16 protein-coding genes are annotated in these 14,315 nt (G+C 62.9%); 5 read left to right on the forward strand and 11 right to left on the reverse strand.

Features of this window, described 5'->3' with window-relative positions; translation table 11 throughout:
- Positions 1 to 31 precede the first annotated feature (31 nt).
- The 3 genes from ACFFP0_RS02750 to ACFFP0_RS02760 are packed head-to-tail and all read right to left on the reverse strand — an operon-like array spanning position 32 to position 2,877.
- Positions 32 to 1,159, reverse strand: coding sequence for an ABC transporter permease (locus ACFFP0_RS02750; protein WP_377255790.1), 1,128 nt, complete (start codon positions 1,157 to 1,159; stop codon positions 32 to 34).
- Positions 1,156 to 2,040 (reverse strand): ABC transporter permease, encoded by an 885-nt coding sequence (locus ACFFP0_RS02755; RefSeq protein ID WP_377255793.1) that lies wholly within the window; start codon positions 2,038 to 2,040, stop codon positions 1,156 to 1,158. Before ACFFP0_RS02755 ends, ACFFP0_RS02750 begins: the two co-directional genes overlap by 4 nt.
- A gap of 39 nt (positions 2,041 to 2,079) precedes the next feature.
- Positions 2,080 to 2,877: an ABC transporter ATP-binding protein gene (locus tag ACFFP0_RS02760; protein ID WP_377255796.1), complete on the reverse strand. Its 798-nt coding sequence runs from the start codon at positions 2,875 to 2,877 to the stop codon at positions 2,080 to 2,082.
- 127 nt (positions 2,878 to 3,004) lie between these two features.
- Between ACFFP0_RS02760 and ACFFP0_RS02765 the strand changes: the two genes are divergently transcribed.
- Complete coding sequence (locus ACFFP0_RS02765; protein ID WP_377255800.1) at positions 3,005 to 3,418, forward strand: cupin domain-containing protein; 414 nt, start codon at positions 3,005 to 3,007, stop codon at positions 3,416 to 3,418.
- Positions 3,419 to 3,420: 2 nt separating this feature from the next.
- On the opposite strand, the gene ACFFP0_RS02770 is transcribed toward ACFFP0_RS02765, so the two are convergent.
- The 4 genes from ACFFP0_RS02770 to ACFFP0_RS02785 are packed head-to-tail and all read right to left on the reverse strand — an operon-like array spanning position 3,421 to position 6,849.
- Positions 3,421 to 3,798: a hypothetical protein gene (locus tag ACFFP0_RS02770; RefSeq protein ID WP_377255806.1), complete on the reverse strand. Its 378-nt coding sequence runs from the start codon at positions 3,796 to 3,798 to the stop codon at positions 3,421 to 3,423.
- A gap of 5 nt (positions 3,799 to 3,803) precedes the next feature.
- Positions 3,804 to 5,258 (reverse strand): dihydropyrimidinase, encoded by a 1,455-nt coding sequence (gene hydA / locus ACFFP0_RS02775; RefSeq protein WP_377255809.1) that lies wholly within the window; start codon positions 5,256 to 5,258, stop codon positions 3,804 to 3,806.
- Entirely contained in the window at positions 5,255 to 5,599 is a 345-nt protein-coding gene (locus ACFFP0_RS02780; protein ID WP_377255811.1) for a hypothetical protein, read from the reverse strand. Before ACFFP0_RS02780 ends, hydA begins: the two co-directional genes overlap by 4 nt.
- A complete protein-coding gene (locus ACFFP0_RS02785; RefSeq protein WP_377255814.1) occupies positions 5,596 to 6,849 on the reverse strand; it encodes a Zn-dependent hydrolase in 1,254 nt (417 codons plus the stop codon). Before ACFFP0_RS02785 ends, ACFFP0_RS02780 begins: the two co-directional genes overlap by 4 nt.
- Positions 6,850 to 7,095: 246 nt before the next feature.
- Between ACFFP0_RS02785 and ACFFP0_RS02790 the strand changes: the two genes are divergently transcribed.
- Entirely contained in the window at positions 7,096 to 7,740 is a 645-nt protein-coding gene (locus ACFFP0_RS02790; protein WP_377255817.1) for a TetR family transcriptional regulator C-terminal domain-containing protein, read from the forward strand.
- Between the two features lie 140 nt (positions 7,741 to 7,880).
- Here the strand turns inward: ACFFP0_RS02790 and ACFFP0_RS02795 are convergent, their stop codons facing one another.
- Complete coding sequence (locus ACFFP0_RS02795) at positions 7,881 to 8,915, reverse strand: glutamine synthetase beta-grasp domain-containing protein (RefSeq protein ID WP_377255821.1); 1,035 nt, start codon at positions 8,913 to 8,915, stop codon at positions 7,881 to 7,883.
- A 447-nt stretch (positions 8,916 to 9,362) separates the two neighbouring features.
- Between ACFFP0_RS02795 and ACFFP0_RS02800 the strand changes: the two genes are divergently transcribed.
- Positions 9,363 to 9,560 (forward strand): DUF2735 domain-containing protein, encoded by a 198-nt coding sequence (locus ACFFP0_RS02800; RefSeq protein ID WP_377255824.1) that lies wholly within the window; start codon positions 9,363 to 9,365, stop codon positions 9,558 to 9,560.
- 45 nt (positions 9,561 to 9,605) lie between these two features.
- Here ACFFP0_RS02800 and ACFFP0_RS02805 read toward each other — a convergent pair whose 3' ends face one another.
- The gene (locus tag ACFFP0_RS02805; RefSeq protein WP_377255827.1) at positions 9,606 to 10,646 is read right to left on the reverse strand and encodes a YeiH family protein; all 1,041 of its coding nucleotides are present in this window, start codon (positions 10,644 to 10,646) and stop codon (positions 9,606 to 9,608) included.
- Between the two features lie 112 nt (positions 10,647 to 10,758).
- On the opposite strand from ACFFP0_RS02805, the gene ACFFP0_RS02810 reads away from it, so the two are divergent.
- The gene (locus ACFFP0_RS02810) at positions 10,759 to 11,679 is read left to right on the forward strand and encodes a LysR family transcriptional regulator (RefSeq protein ID WP_377256042.1); all 921 of its coding nucleotides are present in this window, start codon (positions 10,759 to 10,761) and stop codon (positions 11,677 to 11,679) included.
- Here the strand turns inward: ACFFP0_RS02810 and ACFFP0_RS02815 are convergent.
- The gene (locus ACFFP0_RS02815) at positions 11,669 to 12,568 is read right to left on the reverse strand and encodes a LysR family transcriptional regulator (RefSeq protein ID WP_377255830.1); all 900 of its coding nucleotides are present in this window, start codon (positions 12,566 to 12,568) and stop codon (positions 11,669 to 11,671) included. The genes ACFFP0_RS02810 and ACFFP0_RS02815 overlap by 11 nt on opposite strands.
- Positions 12,569 to 12,670: 102 nt before the next feature.
- On the opposite strand from ACFFP0_RS02815, the gene ACFFP0_RS02820 reads away from it, so the two are divergent.
- Positions 12,671 to 13,684 carry a zinc-dependent alcohol dehydrogenase family protein gene (locus ACFFP0_RS02820; RefSeq protein ID WP_377255833.1) on the forward strand — a complete coding sequence of 338 codons (1,014 nt, stop codon included), beginning with the start codon at positions 12,671 to 12,673 and terminating at the stop codon, positions 13,682 to 13,684.
- 84 nt (positions 13,685 to 13,768) lie between these two features.
- Here ACFFP0_RS02820 and ACFFP0_RS02825 read toward each other — a convergent pair whose 3' ends face one another.
- Positions 13,769 to 14,314 carry a rhodanese-like domain-containing protein gene (locus ACFFP0_RS02825; RefSeq protein ID WP_377255836.1) on the reverse strand — a complete coding sequence of 182 codons (546 nt, stop codon included), beginning with the start codon at positions 14,312 to 14,314 and terminating at the stop codon, positions 13,769 to 13,771.
- Position 14,315 lies beyond the last annotated feature (1 nt).

Genomic DNA, 14,315 nt, shown 5'->3' on the forward strand with positions numbered 1-14,315 from the left:
CCCCGTTGGTTCGTGGCCGGATTTTAAGCGCCTAACCGCCACGGTTAGACGGATGCCAGAATGTCGTTGCTCTTTCCGCGAGTGCCACGACACCATAAAAAACCGAACCGACCAGTGCCGCAACAGCGATTTCGGCCCAGACCATGTCGACGTTCATGCGACCGATCTCGGTCGAGATGCGGAAGCCCATGCCGACGATCGGCGTGCCAAAGAATTCCGCCACGATGGCTCCGATCAAGGCCAGGGTCGAGTTGATCTTGAGCGCATTGAAGACAAAGGGCATGGCGGCCGGCAGGCGCAATTTCACCAGCGTCTGCCAGTAGTCCGAAGCGTAGGAGCGCATCAGGTCGCGTTCCATCGCGCCGGCCATGGCAAGGCCCGCCACGGTGTTCACCAGCATCGGAAAGAAGGTCATGACGATCACGACGGCTGCTTTCGACTGCCAGTCGAAGCCGAACCACATGACCATGATCGGCGCGACGCCGATGATCGGCAGGGCCGAGACCATGTTTCCGATCGGGATGAGGCCGCGACGCAGGAAAGCGAAGCGGTCGGCGAGGATCGCCACGGCGAAACCCGACACGCAGCCGACCACATAACCGATCAGCACCGCCTTGAAGATCGTCTGCCGAACGTCGGCCCACAGGATGGCGAGCGAGCCTGCAATGCGCGCCCCGATCGCGGAAGGCGGGGGGAGCAGGATGAAGGGAATGTCGGCGCCGCGGGTGACCGCCTCCCAGAGGATCAGTATCCAGGCGCCGAAGATCGCCGGGATGAGGAGCCGCAGGCAGGTATCGGCCATCTTCGAGCGCGCCCTGATGGCGGAAAGAACCGCGACGCTGCGCCAGGCGAGAAGCCAGCTCGCCGCCACAAGCAGGAAAAAGGCGAGGGTGGCATGCCCTTCGTTTCCCGAAAGCCCGCCGATCAGCAGCCATGTGGCGAAATGGGCGCTGAAGAACAGGGCTGCTGCGAGAATGGGGGCCTGGAGCCCGGTGAAGGAAAGGAGCGCACCGCCGGCGACGAGGATGAAGATCACGGCCAGCGAGCCTGCGCCGAAGGGTGAGGGTGCCTCCGGGGCTAGCAGGGGCAGGGACGCCAGGGCGGCGAGACAGAGGAGGAGGGCAAGCGTTCCCTGCCAGGACCGGGCGATCAGGCTCATGCCGGCCTCCCGCCCATGGCCCGGTCGACGATCTTCGCAACGATGCCCACGATCGTCACCAGCAATGCCGCGAGCACGGAACCGGCGATCAGCGCGGCCCAGATGTCGATCGTCTGGCTGTAATAGGAGCCGGCCAGCAGTTTCGAGCCGATGCCGGCGACCGCGCCGGTCGGGAGCTCGCCGACGATGGCGCCGACCAGGCTTGCGGCGATCGCCACCTTCATCGACGTGAACAGGAAGGGGATGGAGGCCGGCACGCGCAACTTCCAGAAGGTCTGGCCCGCACTGGCGTTGTAGGTCCGCATCAGGTCGAGCTGGATGAGCTCCGGCGAGCGGAGGCCCTTCACCATGCCGACCGCTACCGGAAAGAAGGAAAGGTAGGTCGAGATCAGCGCCTTGGGGACAAGGCCGGTGACGTTGACCGCCGCAAGCACGACGATGACCATCGGCGCGATCGCCAGGATCGGCACGGTCTGCGAGGCGATGATCCACGGCATCAGGCTGCGGTCGAGCGCCTTTACATGCACGATGCCGACGGCGATCAGGATGCCGAGAAGCGTGCCGAACGTGAAGCCGGCCACCGTCGAGGAGAGCGTCACCCAGGCATGGTAGACGAGGCTGCGGTTGGACGTGACGCGGCGCAGGAACGTGTTTTCGTATAGGTTCTGGACCACCTGGTGGGGCGCCGGCAGGACGGGCTTCGGCTGCGACATCGTCCTGGCGATGAATTCGCCCGTCGTGGATGTCACGTTGCCGCGCCGGTCGAGATCGCGCTGGAAGGGCGCATTCATGAAATAGGCGCCGACATACCAGATCGCGACGATGACAAGGAGAATGGCGAGGACCGGGAGGATGCGCTGGGCGAGGGTATCGGGCTTCATGCGAAGTCCTTTCGACGGAGTTCACCGCAGGCCGATATGCTATTCCTCATAGCTGTGCCCCGCCCTCAGCCCCTCGCGCACGCGGTGGGCGATTTCCAGGAATTCCGGCGTCTCGCGGATTTCCAGCGGCCGCTCCTTCGGCAGCGTCGATTCGATCACATCCGTCACCCGGCCGGGACGCGGCGACATGACGACGATCCTGGTCGACAGGTAGACCGCCTCCGGAATGGAGTGGGTGACGAAACAGATGGTCTTTTCCGTGCGTGCCCAGAGCTTCAGGAGCTGTTCGTTGAGATGGTCGCGGACGATCTCGTCCAGCGCCCCGAAAGGCTCGTCCATCAGCAGAAGGTCGGCATCGAAAGCCAGGGCCCGGGCAATCGAGGCGCGCTGCTGCATGCCGCCGGAGAGCTGCCAGGGATATTTCTTGCCGAAGCCGGAAAGGTTGACGAGGTCGAGCGTACGTTCGATACGGCTCGCGCGGTCGGCCGTCGAATAACCCATGATCTCCAGCGGCAGGGCGATGTTCTTTTCGATCGTCCGCCAGGGATAGAGCGCGGGCGCCTGGAACACGTAGCCGTAGGAGCGCGACTTGCGTGCCCCCTCCGGCGTCATGCCGTTGACGGTGATGTCCCCTGAAGTGGCCTTCTCAAGGTCGGCGATGACGCGCAGGAAGGTCGTCTTGCCGCAGCCGGAGGGGCCGATGAAGGAGACGAAATCTCCTTTCCTGACTTCCAGGTCGACATTCGAGAGCGCATGCACCGGCCCGTCGCCGGTCTCGAAGGTGAGCCCCAGCTTTCTGGCGGAAACGACGGAAAAGGGGGCGGCGTTCAACGACATTTCGGATAGCGTCCATGCTGGAGACCGGCCATGGGGCCGGCGGTTTTCAGGAATGCGGGCCTCTCTCCGCAAGGTGCCGGATCGTGGTATTCTGAAGGAAGATCCCGCCCTATGGAGGAATATGGCAATGGATACCGCATCAAAACCCACCTGCCGCGTTGTGAAGCCCGATGCCAGCTATGACGGCAAGCAGGGGCTGAGTTACTTTCAAGGGATAGCTGCCGAGACAGTCGGCTCCAGGGGCATCTGCATGCATCTCCTGACCATACCGCCGGGCGTGAGGGCGAAGGCCCATCTGCATGAATCCCATGAGACGGCGATCTACATGCTTTCCGGTTCGGCACATACCTGGTACGGCGACCGGCTGGAAAACCACGTCGTGCTGCATGCCGGCGAGCTGATGTATATCCCGGCCGGCGTGCCGCATCTGCCCGCCAATCTTTCCAGCACGCCCTGCACGGCGGTGATCGCGCGCACCGATCCGAACGAACAGGAGAGCGTCGTGCTGTTGCCAGAACTCGACAAGATCGTACCGGCGTGACGTCATCTGCATAGCGGCAGAGGCCCCCATTGGATGTCGTGATCGGAAGCCAGCCCGATCGTATAGCCCCTGGAACTGAAGGTGACTTTCGCCGTGTCTTCGCTCTCGCCTTCCTCGCCCTCGGCCTGACAGGAAACGGTGGCGATGAAGTTCCTGCCTTCGACCGCCAGAACCTTCCTGATCTCGCAATAGGCGGCGGCCGTGGTCATCGCCTCCGGGGTCAGGAGAAAGAAGTCGTCGGAGCTCGGGCTCTCGCCGGTCCCGGCGTAGGCGCAGCCTTCCTTGTTGCCGTAGCTGCCCTTGATGGGCAGCGGATCGGCAATCGCCGTGGTGGAAAGCGCGGCCAGGGAGACGGCCGTCGAAAGGAGGCGGCCACGCATGGGGATCAGACCCCGCTTGCCGGGATGCCGGTGCGTTCCACCTTGCGTGGCGCGGTCAGTTCCTTCCAGGTCGAGAGCGCCTTGTTCACCGCCTGGAACGGCTCGCGCTTCACGAATTCGCCATGGCCTTCGCGTGTCTTGACGGTGGATTCCTCGATGGCGACGACCCCGCGGGTCAGCGTATAGCGAGGCAGGCCCGTCACCTCCTTGCCCTCGAAGACGTTGTAGTCGATCGCCGACTGCTGGTTCTTGGCCGAAACGGTCTTCGAACGCTTCGGGTCCCAGACGACGATATCAGCGTCTGCGCCGACCAGGATCGCTCCTTTCCTCGGATAGATGTTGAGGATTTTCGCGATATTCGTGGAGGTGACCGCCACGAACTCGTTCATGGTGATGCGGCCGGTCGCCACCCCATAGGTCCACAACATCGGCATGCGGTCTTCAAGCCCGCCGGTGCCGTTCGGGATCTTGCGGAAGTCGCCGACGCCATAACGCTTCTGGTCCGTCGTGAAGGCGCAATGGTCGGTGGCCACCACCTGCAGCGAGCCGGAGGCGAGGCCCGCCCAGAGGCTGTCCTGGTGCTGCCTGTTGCGGAAGGGCGGGGACATGACGCGGCGGGCGGCGTGGTCCCAGTCCTTGTTGAAATACTCGCTTTCGTCGAGCGTCAGGTGCTGGATCAGCGGCTCGCCATAAACGCGCATGCCGTTCTGCCGGGCGCGGCGGATCGCTTCATGCGACTGTTCGCAGGAGGTGTGGACGACATAGAGCGGAACGCCGGCCATGTCGGCGATGATGATGGCGCGGTTGGTCGCCTCGCCCTCGACGGAGGCGGGACGGGAATAGGCATGCGCTTCGGGCCCGTCGTTGCCTTCGTCGATCAGCTTGGTCTGCATGGCGGCCACCACGTCGCCGTTTTCGGCATGCACCAGCGGCAGGGCGCCGAGTTCGGCGCAACGCTGGAAGGAGGCGAACATCTCGTCGTCGTTCACCATCAGCGCGCCCTTGTAGGCCATGAAATGCTTGAAGGTGTTGATGCCGTGATGCAGGACGACGGCCTTCATCTCGTTGAAGACCTGCTCGCCCCACCAGGTGACGGACATGTGGAAGGAATAATCGCAGTTGGCGCGGGTCGCCTTGTTGTCCCAGCGTTTCAGGGCATCCAGCAGCGACTGGCCGGGATCGGGCAGACAGAAGTCCACCACCATGGTCGTGCCGCCGGCAAGCCCGGCGCGGGTGCCGCTCTCGAAATCGTCGGAGGAATAGGTGCCCATGAACGGCATTTCGAGATGCACATGCGGGTCGATGCCGCCCGGCATGACGTAGCAGCCGGCCGCGTCCAGCACCTCGTCGCCGGAGAGGTTCGGGCCGATCTCGATGATCCTGCCGCCGTCGATCCTGACGTCCGCCTTGTAGGTCAGGTCGGCGGTGACGATGGTTCCACCCTTGATGACTGTGGTCATTTACGTACCTCCGAATCCCTTAGACTTACCGATTTTTTGCTGAAGTGTTTTGGATTTCTCGGTGTCGGCGCATTGAAATAGACCGGCACTTCAAATGTCAGCTTGTTGGTACTTTCGGATTTACCTTGGGCTTTTGCATCGCCCAAGGTGAAGACCTTGATCCCGCCTCCGACCTCTTTGCTTACCGAAACTGTTACCTCAAACTTCACGTTTTGCGGTTGCTTGACGACCTCGCCTTCGACTGTCCCTGGAGCGATAAAGAGCAAGGCCTCGTTTTGCGCCTGAACGACACCGTTGGTTATGTCCAACAAAGTTTGTTTCACAAACTCATCCAGCTTCATCCAACGATCTCCGCCGTCTCCAGCACGGCATGGAAGAGCACGTCGGCGCCACCAGCGGCCCATTCCCTGGAGATTTCCTCGGCTTCGTTGTGGGAAAGCCCCCCGACGCAGGGGCAGAAGATCATCGTCGCCGGTGCGACCTTGGCCGCCCAGCAGGCGTCATGGCCCGCTCCGGAAATGATGTCCATGTGGCTGTAGCCGAGCTTTTCCGCGGCCTCCCGCACCCGGCCGACCAGCACCGGATCGAATGTCACCGGATCGAAATGGCCGACAGCCTCGACGGAGCAGCCGACGCCAAGCGGCTCGCAGATCTCGGCCGCCTGCTTCTCGATCTTCGCGCGCATGCGGTCGAGCTTTTCCTGGGAGGGCGTGCGGATATCGACGGTGAAGACCACCTTGCCCGGCAGGACGTTGCGGGAATTCGGCGAGAAGAAGACCTGGCCGACGCCGCCGACGGCGCCCGGCTGCTCGCTCATCGCCACGTCCTGCACCATTTCGACGATGCGGCCGAAGGCAAGGCCCGCATTGACCCGCATGTCCATCGGCGTCGAACCGGTATGCGCTTCCTTTCCGGTCAACGTGAATTCGAGCCACCAGAGGCCCTGACAGTGGGTGACGACCCCGATCTGCCTGTTTTCCGCCTCCAGGATCGGTCCCTGCTCGATATGGTACTCGAAATAGGCGTGCATCTTGCGGACGCCCACCTCTTCGTCGCCGAGCCAGCCGATGCGCTTCAGCTCTTCGCCGTAGGTCTTGCCTTCCGGGTCTTTCCGGCCATAGGCATATTCCAGGGAATGTACTCCGGCGAAGACGCCGGAGGCCAGCATGGCGGGCGCGAAGCGCGCGCCTTCCTCGTTCGCCCAGTTGGTGACGACGATCGGGTGCTTCGTCCTGATGCCGAGGTCGTTCATGGTGCGCACGACTTCCAGTGCGCCGAGCACGCCGAGCACGCCGTCATATTTGCCGCCGGTCGGCTGCGTGTCGAGATGGCTGCCGACATAGACGGGCAGCGCGTCCGCGTCGGTGCCTGCGCGGGTTGCGAACATGGTGCCCATCTTGTCGACGCCCACGGTCATGCCTGCGCTCTCGCACCATTTCCTGAAGAGATGTCGGCCTTCGCCATCCTCGTCCGTCAGCGTCTGGCGATTGTTGCCGCCGGCAATGCCGGGGCCGATCTTCGCCATTTCCATGAGGGAATCCCACAGGCGATCGCCGTTGACGCGCAAGTTCTCGCCGGGTGCTGCCACCATTTTCCTGTCCTCACCTGTTTATGCTCCGCCCGTCGCGGGCGGCATGCTTTCGTTCCCCTCGGTCTTGTCCGCCCGGGCGGGCGAAGATCGGCATTGCTTTGTTTTGCTTGTTGCCGATAATTTGACCGGTTGGTAAAACATTACAATTTCCGCGCCGCCACTCAAGCCGAAAATCACGAAAAGCCAGAGGAAATTCCGGGTGGCAAGTGGCGCGGTCGAGATATGTAGATAGGGGCGGGGTATCGGATGGCCATACCACGGGCGGCGAAGACGCAGAGGCGCACGCGCATCCAGGAGGAAAAGGAGGAGCGCATTCTCGAAGCGGCGCTCGATGTCTTTTCCTCCAGCGGGTTCCGCGGTTCGACGATCGACCAGATTGCCGATGCCGCCGGCATGTCGAAACCGAACCTGCTCTATTATTTCCGTACCAAGGAGGCGATCCACAGGGCGCTGATCGACCGGGTGCTGTTCACCTGGCTGGAGCCGCTCCGGGCCTTCAACGCCGACGGCAATCCCGAAGCGGAGATTCGTTCCTATATCCGCCGCAAGCTTGAGATGGCTCGCGATTTCCCGCGCGAAAGCCGGCTTTTCGCCAATGAAGTGCTGCAGGGCGCGCCGCATATCGAGGAGGAGCTGAAGGGGCCGCTCAAGGAACTGGTGGACGAGAAGGCGGACGTCATCCGCGCCTGGGCGCGGGCGGGGAAAATCGCCAGATGCGATCCCTATCATCTGATCTTTTCGATCTGGGCGACAACACAGCATTATGCGGATTTCGACGTTCAGGTTCGCGCCGTGCTCGGGCAGAGCTATGCGGGCGAGGGGCGTTTTGAAGATGCGGCCCGCTTCCTCGAACAGCTCTACATGAACGGGCTGAGGTCGGCCAAGGACTGACCCGAAGGCTCCGGCGATTCCGGCCCGGGAATCGGGGCGATTTCGGAAAGCATGACGCACCGGTCCCGCAGGACTATGCATCTATCAAGAAAAACGCCGGCCTCGGGCCGGCGTTTCCGTCTTGGTCGGTCGTCCGTCGATCAGGCGGCAGCGGCCTTGGAGACCGGAACTTCCGAAATCGTCTTCAGAACCTGGGAAGCGATCTGGTAGGGGTCGCCCTGGGAGTTCGGACGGCGGTCCTCAAGGTAACCCTTGTAGCCGTTGTTGACGAAGGAATGCGGGACGCGGATCGAAGCGCCACGGTCGGCGACGCCGTAGGAGAACTTGTTCCACGGCGCCGTTTCGTGCTTGCCGGTCAGGCGCATGTGGTTGTCCGGACCGTAGACGTCGATATGGGCCTGCAGGTTCTTTTCGAAGGCTGCCATGAGCGCTTCGAAATATTCCTTGCCGCCGACTTCGCGCATGTACTTGGTCGAGAAGTTGCAATGCATGCCCGAGCCGTTCCAGTCGGTGTCGCCGAGCGGCTTGCAATGGAATTCGACATCGATCTCGTACTTTTCGCAGAGACGGAGGAGCAGGTAGCGCGCCATCCAGATCTGGTCGGCGGCCTTCTTGGAGCCCTTGCCGAAAACCTGGAATTCCCACTGGCCCTTGGCCACTTCGGCGTTGATGCCTTCGTGGTTGATGCCGGCTTCCAGGCAAAGCTCAAGATGTTCCTCGACGATCTGGCGGGCGACGTTGCCGACGTTCTTGAAGCCGACGCCGGTGTAGTACGGGCCCTGCGGCGCCGGATATCCGTGTTCCGGGAAACCGAGCGGACGGCCGTCCTTGTAGAAGAAGTATTCCTGCTCGAAACCGAACCAGGCGCCCTCGTCGTCGAGGATGGTGGCGCGGCTGTTCGACGGATGCGGGGTAACGCCATCCGGCATCATGACTTCGCACATGACGAGCACGCCATTCTTGCGGGCCGGGTCCGGATAGACGGCAACCGGCTTCAGCACGCAGTCGGAGCTGCGGCCTTCGGCCTGCTGGGTCGACGAACCGTCGAAGCCCCAGAGGGGAAGCTGCTCGAGTGCCGGGAAGGTGTCGAATTCCTTGATCTGCGTCTTGCCACGCAGGTTCGGTACGGGAGTGTAACCGTCGAGCCAGATGTACTCGAGCTTATACTTGGTCATTTTTTATCTCTCAGGCCGTGATGTTCATGGTTGAGCCATCCTGAGGATGCGGCATCTGAACGAGCCGCGCCTCCGGGATGATAGAGACAAGGCATTTCTCGTGCCAGTTTGACCCGCCGCATGGGCTTCCGGTTAAAAAAGTGTGAAAATGCCGCACACGATCCCGCAAACGGGGCGTCGAAAACGGTTTCAGGTACGAGGTTCGCTCGCGAAAAGAGGCCGTTTGTCGGGTTGGCCCGCGACCGGCGGGAACCCCGGACTTCGGACATGCGTTCTCCTCCTGCGGGTCTTTCCTGGAAGGAACTTCTTCGAAGAGTTTGCGGTGGCTTATTTAGTGCCTAGCGTGAAAGGTGGAGATGATATAAAATAATGCAATAAGCACAAAAAATGTGCATATTTGTGCTCCTGTGTGTTTAAATGCACTTCTGAAGTCGAGGAGACGATAGGATGGCCACAAACATCCATCGTAAGACAGCCCAGATCATTCAGTTTCCCGTCCTGCCCCGGCGGCGGCCTGGCACTGGAAAGGCCGTGCCTGCCGGCAACCATGAGGTTGCGGTGACGGTGGTCGATACCTGCTGGTATCACGATGAAGCCGTGCGCGAGGGGGATTCCCGCCCCGGCGATCGTCCGAAACCCTGCTGAACCCGGAAGCATCCACGGGCGACCGGTCCGCGGTCGTCCTGTTCCTCAGAACGCGAAGAGCTTCAGCATCGCGTAACCGAAGGCTGCGATGAACAGCCAGCCGAAGGCTCCAAGCGCAAGCGGCCGCCAGCCTTCTGCCCTGAGCTTGCGAATATCCGTGTGAAGCCCCATGGCGGCCAGCGCCATGGAAAGCAGGAAGCTTGTCAGGGTGACAAACGTCCGGGTGATATCCGCCGGAATGGTCACCGCGCTGTTGAGCAGCATCATTCCGATGAAGCCCAGCACGAACCATGGCATGGGAGCCGAGGCTTTCGCCGTGTTATCGGCGCCGGAGCGTGCGGCCAGCGCCAGCGTCATGATGAGCGGAGCGAGCATGACCACCCTGGCGAGCTTGGAAATGGTGCCGAACTGTCCCGCAACGTCTCCGCCCTGGAAGGCGGCCGCCACGACCTGCGCCACCTCGTGGATCGTTGCCCCGGTCCACAATCCGTAGCCGCGCGCATCGAGGCCGAGCGGTGCGGCCAGAAGCGGATAAGCGAGCATGGAGAGCGAACCGAACAGCGTCACGCAGGCGACGGCATAGGCGACGTGTTCCTGCTTGCCCCGCACGACCGTGTTGGCCGCGATAACGGCCGAGGCGCCGCAGACCGACGTGCCGGCGGCAATCAGGTCCGTCAGCTCCCGTTCCACACCCATCATCCGGCCGGCGATGCGGATTGCGACGAAGGTCGTGGCAAGCGTCAGGGCGACCATCGCGAGGCCGGCGCCGCCGAGCGAAAGGATTTGCGGCGCCGTCACCTGAAGGCCGAGCAGCACGATGCCGAAGCGCAGGATCTTCTTCAGGGAGAAGCCGATGCCGGGTTCGGTTGCGGCCGGCACGGAGAAGGCGTTGCGGATCAGCATGCCGATGACGATCGACAGGATGAGCGGGCTCAGCGCTGTCCATCCCGTCAGGCTGCGGATGGCAAGCGCTGCGGTCGCGATCGCGGCGGTCAGGAGAAGTCCGGGCAGAAGCTGAACGGCGGACGGAAAATACGTGAAGAGAAGGGCGGGGCGCTGTTCCGCAATCTGCTGGCTCTGCTTCATTATTTTTCCATGAAATTGCATTTTCTTCGAAATTCATCCTTTATCTTGCAAAATCACAAATCCAATTGTTAAATCTTCTGAAACTGTTCGATTATGACGAATGATTGACCCGATGACGCTTGAGCAGCTCAGGATATTTCTGGAAGTGGCGGCGCGTGAGCATGTGACGCGTGCCGCGGAAGCCTTGAACCTCACCCAGTCGGCCGTGAGCGCGGCGATCTCCGCGCTCGAAGCGCGGCACGCGGTCATCCTCTTCAATCGCGTGGGGCGGCGGATCGAGTTGACCGAGGCGGGCCGGCTGTTCGTGCCGGAGGCGCGGGCGGTGCTGGAGAGAGCACGGAACGCCGCGCACATGCTTGCGGACCTCGGCGGTTCGGCTTCCGGCGTGCTGCGCGTCCATGCGAGCCAGACGGTTGCAAGTTACTGGCTGCCGGCGCGGCTTGTCGGCTACCACGAGCGGTTTCCGCGGGTCGACGTGCGGCTTACGGTCGGCAACACGCAGAGCGCCGCGGAAGCGGTGCTGACCGGCAGCGCGGAACTGGCGGTCGTCGAGGGAGAGGTGTTCTTTCCCGGGCTCAAGCGCCGCAAGGTCGCGGAGGACCGGCTCGTTCTGGTGGTCGGCAGCCGCCATCCCTGGGCCGATGGCCGGAAGATACGATCCAGCGATCTCATGGAGACCAACTGGATCATGCGCGAGATGGGCTCCGGCACGCGTTCGGCCTTCGAAGCGCAGCTCATCAACCTCGGCATCGAGCCGCAATCGCTTTCGGTGGTGATGGAAATGCCGTCGAACGAGGCCGCCATGGCGGCGGTGGAGGCGGGGCTTGCCGCGACCGTGCTTTCCAGCCGCGCGGCGGCCGCGCATTCCTTTTCCGGCCGGCTGCACATCGCCGATTTCGCGATGCCGCTTCGCCAGTTCTCGGCGCTCTACCACGGGGAACGGCATGTCACGCGCGCGCTTCGCGCCATGCTCGACCTGCTGGGAGAGCCGGAGCCGATCTTTCAGGATGCCGAGCCGCGACTCACTCCATGAAGCGCGGCAGTTCCCTTGCCAGCGTGTCGATCGCCAGGCGGACCTTCGGCAGCATGACGGGGGATTTCGGCCAGACCGCATGGGTATCGAACGTCACGGCAGGCACCGATTTCAGCACCTGCCGCAGGCTGCCGGCTGCGACGTCGTCGCGAACGAGCCAGCAGGGCAGCCATGCAAGGCCGACGCCGGCACGCGCTGCATCGCGGATCGCCTCAAGATCGTCGAGCCGCAATCGTGAGCGGGGAGGGGCGCTTCGCCACGGATCGCCGGGCGCCGGAAATATCCAGGTCCGGTTGCTGCCGCGCTTTCCGTAGACGATGCCGTCATGCCCGGCGATGTCTTCCAGGTGGAGCGGCTCGCCATGTTTCTCCAGATAGGCCGGTGAGGCGCAGACCGTCATGCGCTGCCTCGCCAGCCTGCGGGCCATCGTGTCGGGATCGTCCTTCAGGGGACCGTTGCGCACGGCGAGATCGAAGCCGTCCTCCAGCAGATCGGCGACGCGGTCGCTGAAGGAGAGATCGAGTTCAAGGCCGGGATGCCCTTCGAGGAGGGAAATCAGCGCAGGCGCCACGCATCGGCGACCGAATATCACCGGCATGGTGATGCGCAGCTTGCCCCGGACCTCTCTCCGGCCGGATTCCAGAAGAGCCTCACCCAGGCGTATCTCCTCCATGGCCCGGAGACACCGTTCGTAGAAGAACCGTCCCTCATCCGTCAGGCTCTGGTTGCGCGTGGTGCGATGAAACAGCCGGACGGCAAGCCGTTCCTCCAGCCGGGCGATCGTCTTGCCCACGGCCGAGCGCGTCAGGTTCAGCTTTCTGGCCGCAGCGGAAAAACCTCCTGCCTCGACCGTTTCCACGAAAACGGAAATACCTTTCAAGTGCTCCATTTTGTATCCTTCATGGAACCATTCTGCGGAAATAATATCGTAACTGCTGAATTAGCTTCAACGATATCCTGCCCTCATCCAATATCCAAGAGGAGCCAGGAGATGAAGATTGCAAGACAATGGAGCATTTCGGCCCTGGGACCGGAAGGTTTGCGGATTCGCGAGGCCGAGGTTCCGCAGCCGTCCGCCGGCGAAATGCTGGTGCGGGCGGAAGCCGTGTCGCTGAATTTCCGGGACAAGCTGGTGCTTGAAAACGGCATGGGCCTGCCGCTCGAATTCCCCTTCGTGCCGGCATCCGACATGGCAGGCATCGTGGAAGCGGTCGGGGCGGGCGTGACGCGGTTCAAGCCGGGAGACAGGGTCATCTCGACCTTCTCTCCGGGACGCATCGACGGCAAGGGGCTGGGAGACGCCCGCCATCCTCCCTACAAGACGCTTGGAGGTTACCATCCCGGCGTCCTTTCCGAATACGTGGTCTTTCCGGAGGACTGGTTCGTGGCGGCGCCTGAAACGCTCGACGCCGCCGAGGCGAGCACGCTTCCCTGCGCCGGGCTCACCGCATGGTTCGCATTGATCGAGACGGGCCGGCTCAGGGCCGGCGACAAGGTGGTCGTCCAGGGGACCGGCGGAGTGGCGCTGTTCGGACTTCAGATCGCCAAGGCCCATGGCGCGGAGGTCTTCATCACCTCGTCCAGCGCCGAAAAACTTGAGCGTGCCGGCAAGCTCGGCGCCGATCATCTTCTTTCCCGTGATGGCTGGGTGGAGCGCGTGCTCGACCTGACGGCGGACCATGGGGCCGACCACATTCTGGAAATCGCCGGCGGCCCGGGTCTTGCGCATTCGCTGAATGCGGTCGCCGTCGGCGGGCGGATATCGCTGATCGGCGTGTTCGAGGGATTCGATATCACCGCCCCGGCCGCGCCGTTCCTTCTCAAGGCGCCCACCGTGCAGGGTATCTCCGTCGGCCATCGCAGGGCTCTGGAGGATTTCGTCCGTGCCGTCGACGCGACCGCGCTGAAACCGGTGATCGACGGGCGTTACGGTTTCCAGGAGGCCGACAAGGCTTTCGCCCATCTGGATCGCGGTGCTTTCGGCAAGATCGTCATCGAGTTCTGACGGGCCTGCGATTCGGGCCCGGCCGATTGCCGGGCTCCTCGAAGCGGACCGTTCTCCAGGTCGGGAGCGGTGTCCGGGCCTGCTTCAGGCTGCCTTGTTCCATGGCATGCGGCGAAGCAAGAGCGCCAGCCCGCACCAGCCGCTGAAACCGGCGAATGCCAGCATGAAGCCGAAGAAGCCGGCGAGCGCGAAGGCGGGTGTCAGGCCGGCAAAACCGAGGATCACGCAGATCAGCACCAGACTGCCCACGATCATCTGCACCTGGCGGAAAATCGACGGGGCGCCTCCCGCTTTTGCCGCGCCGACAACCGGAAGGCCTGCCTGCTTCCATGCCGTTATGCCGCCGTCGAGATTATAGGTCTCCTGGTTCGGCAGGATATCCCGGATGATACGGCAGGCCTGCTCGCCGCGTCCGCCCTTCAGGCACTGGACGACGATCTTGCGATTCTCGGGGATATGCAGGGTCTGCCGGAGGCGGGAGACGGAATCGAGGGGGAGGGAGGCGGCGGCGGCGATATGCTCCGCCCGGAATTCGTCCGGCTCCCGCACGTCGATCAGGATTGCCTCGCCGGAGGCAAGCCATTCGGCCGCTTTCGCCGGCGGTACGGTGGATATCGTTTCGGTCGTCATT

It is taken from the genome of Neorhizobium puerariae, assembly GCF_042429745.1.
Lineage (GTDB): Bacteria > Pseudomonadota > Alphaproteobacteria > Rhizobiales > Rhizobiaceae > Neorhizobium > Neorhizobium puerariae.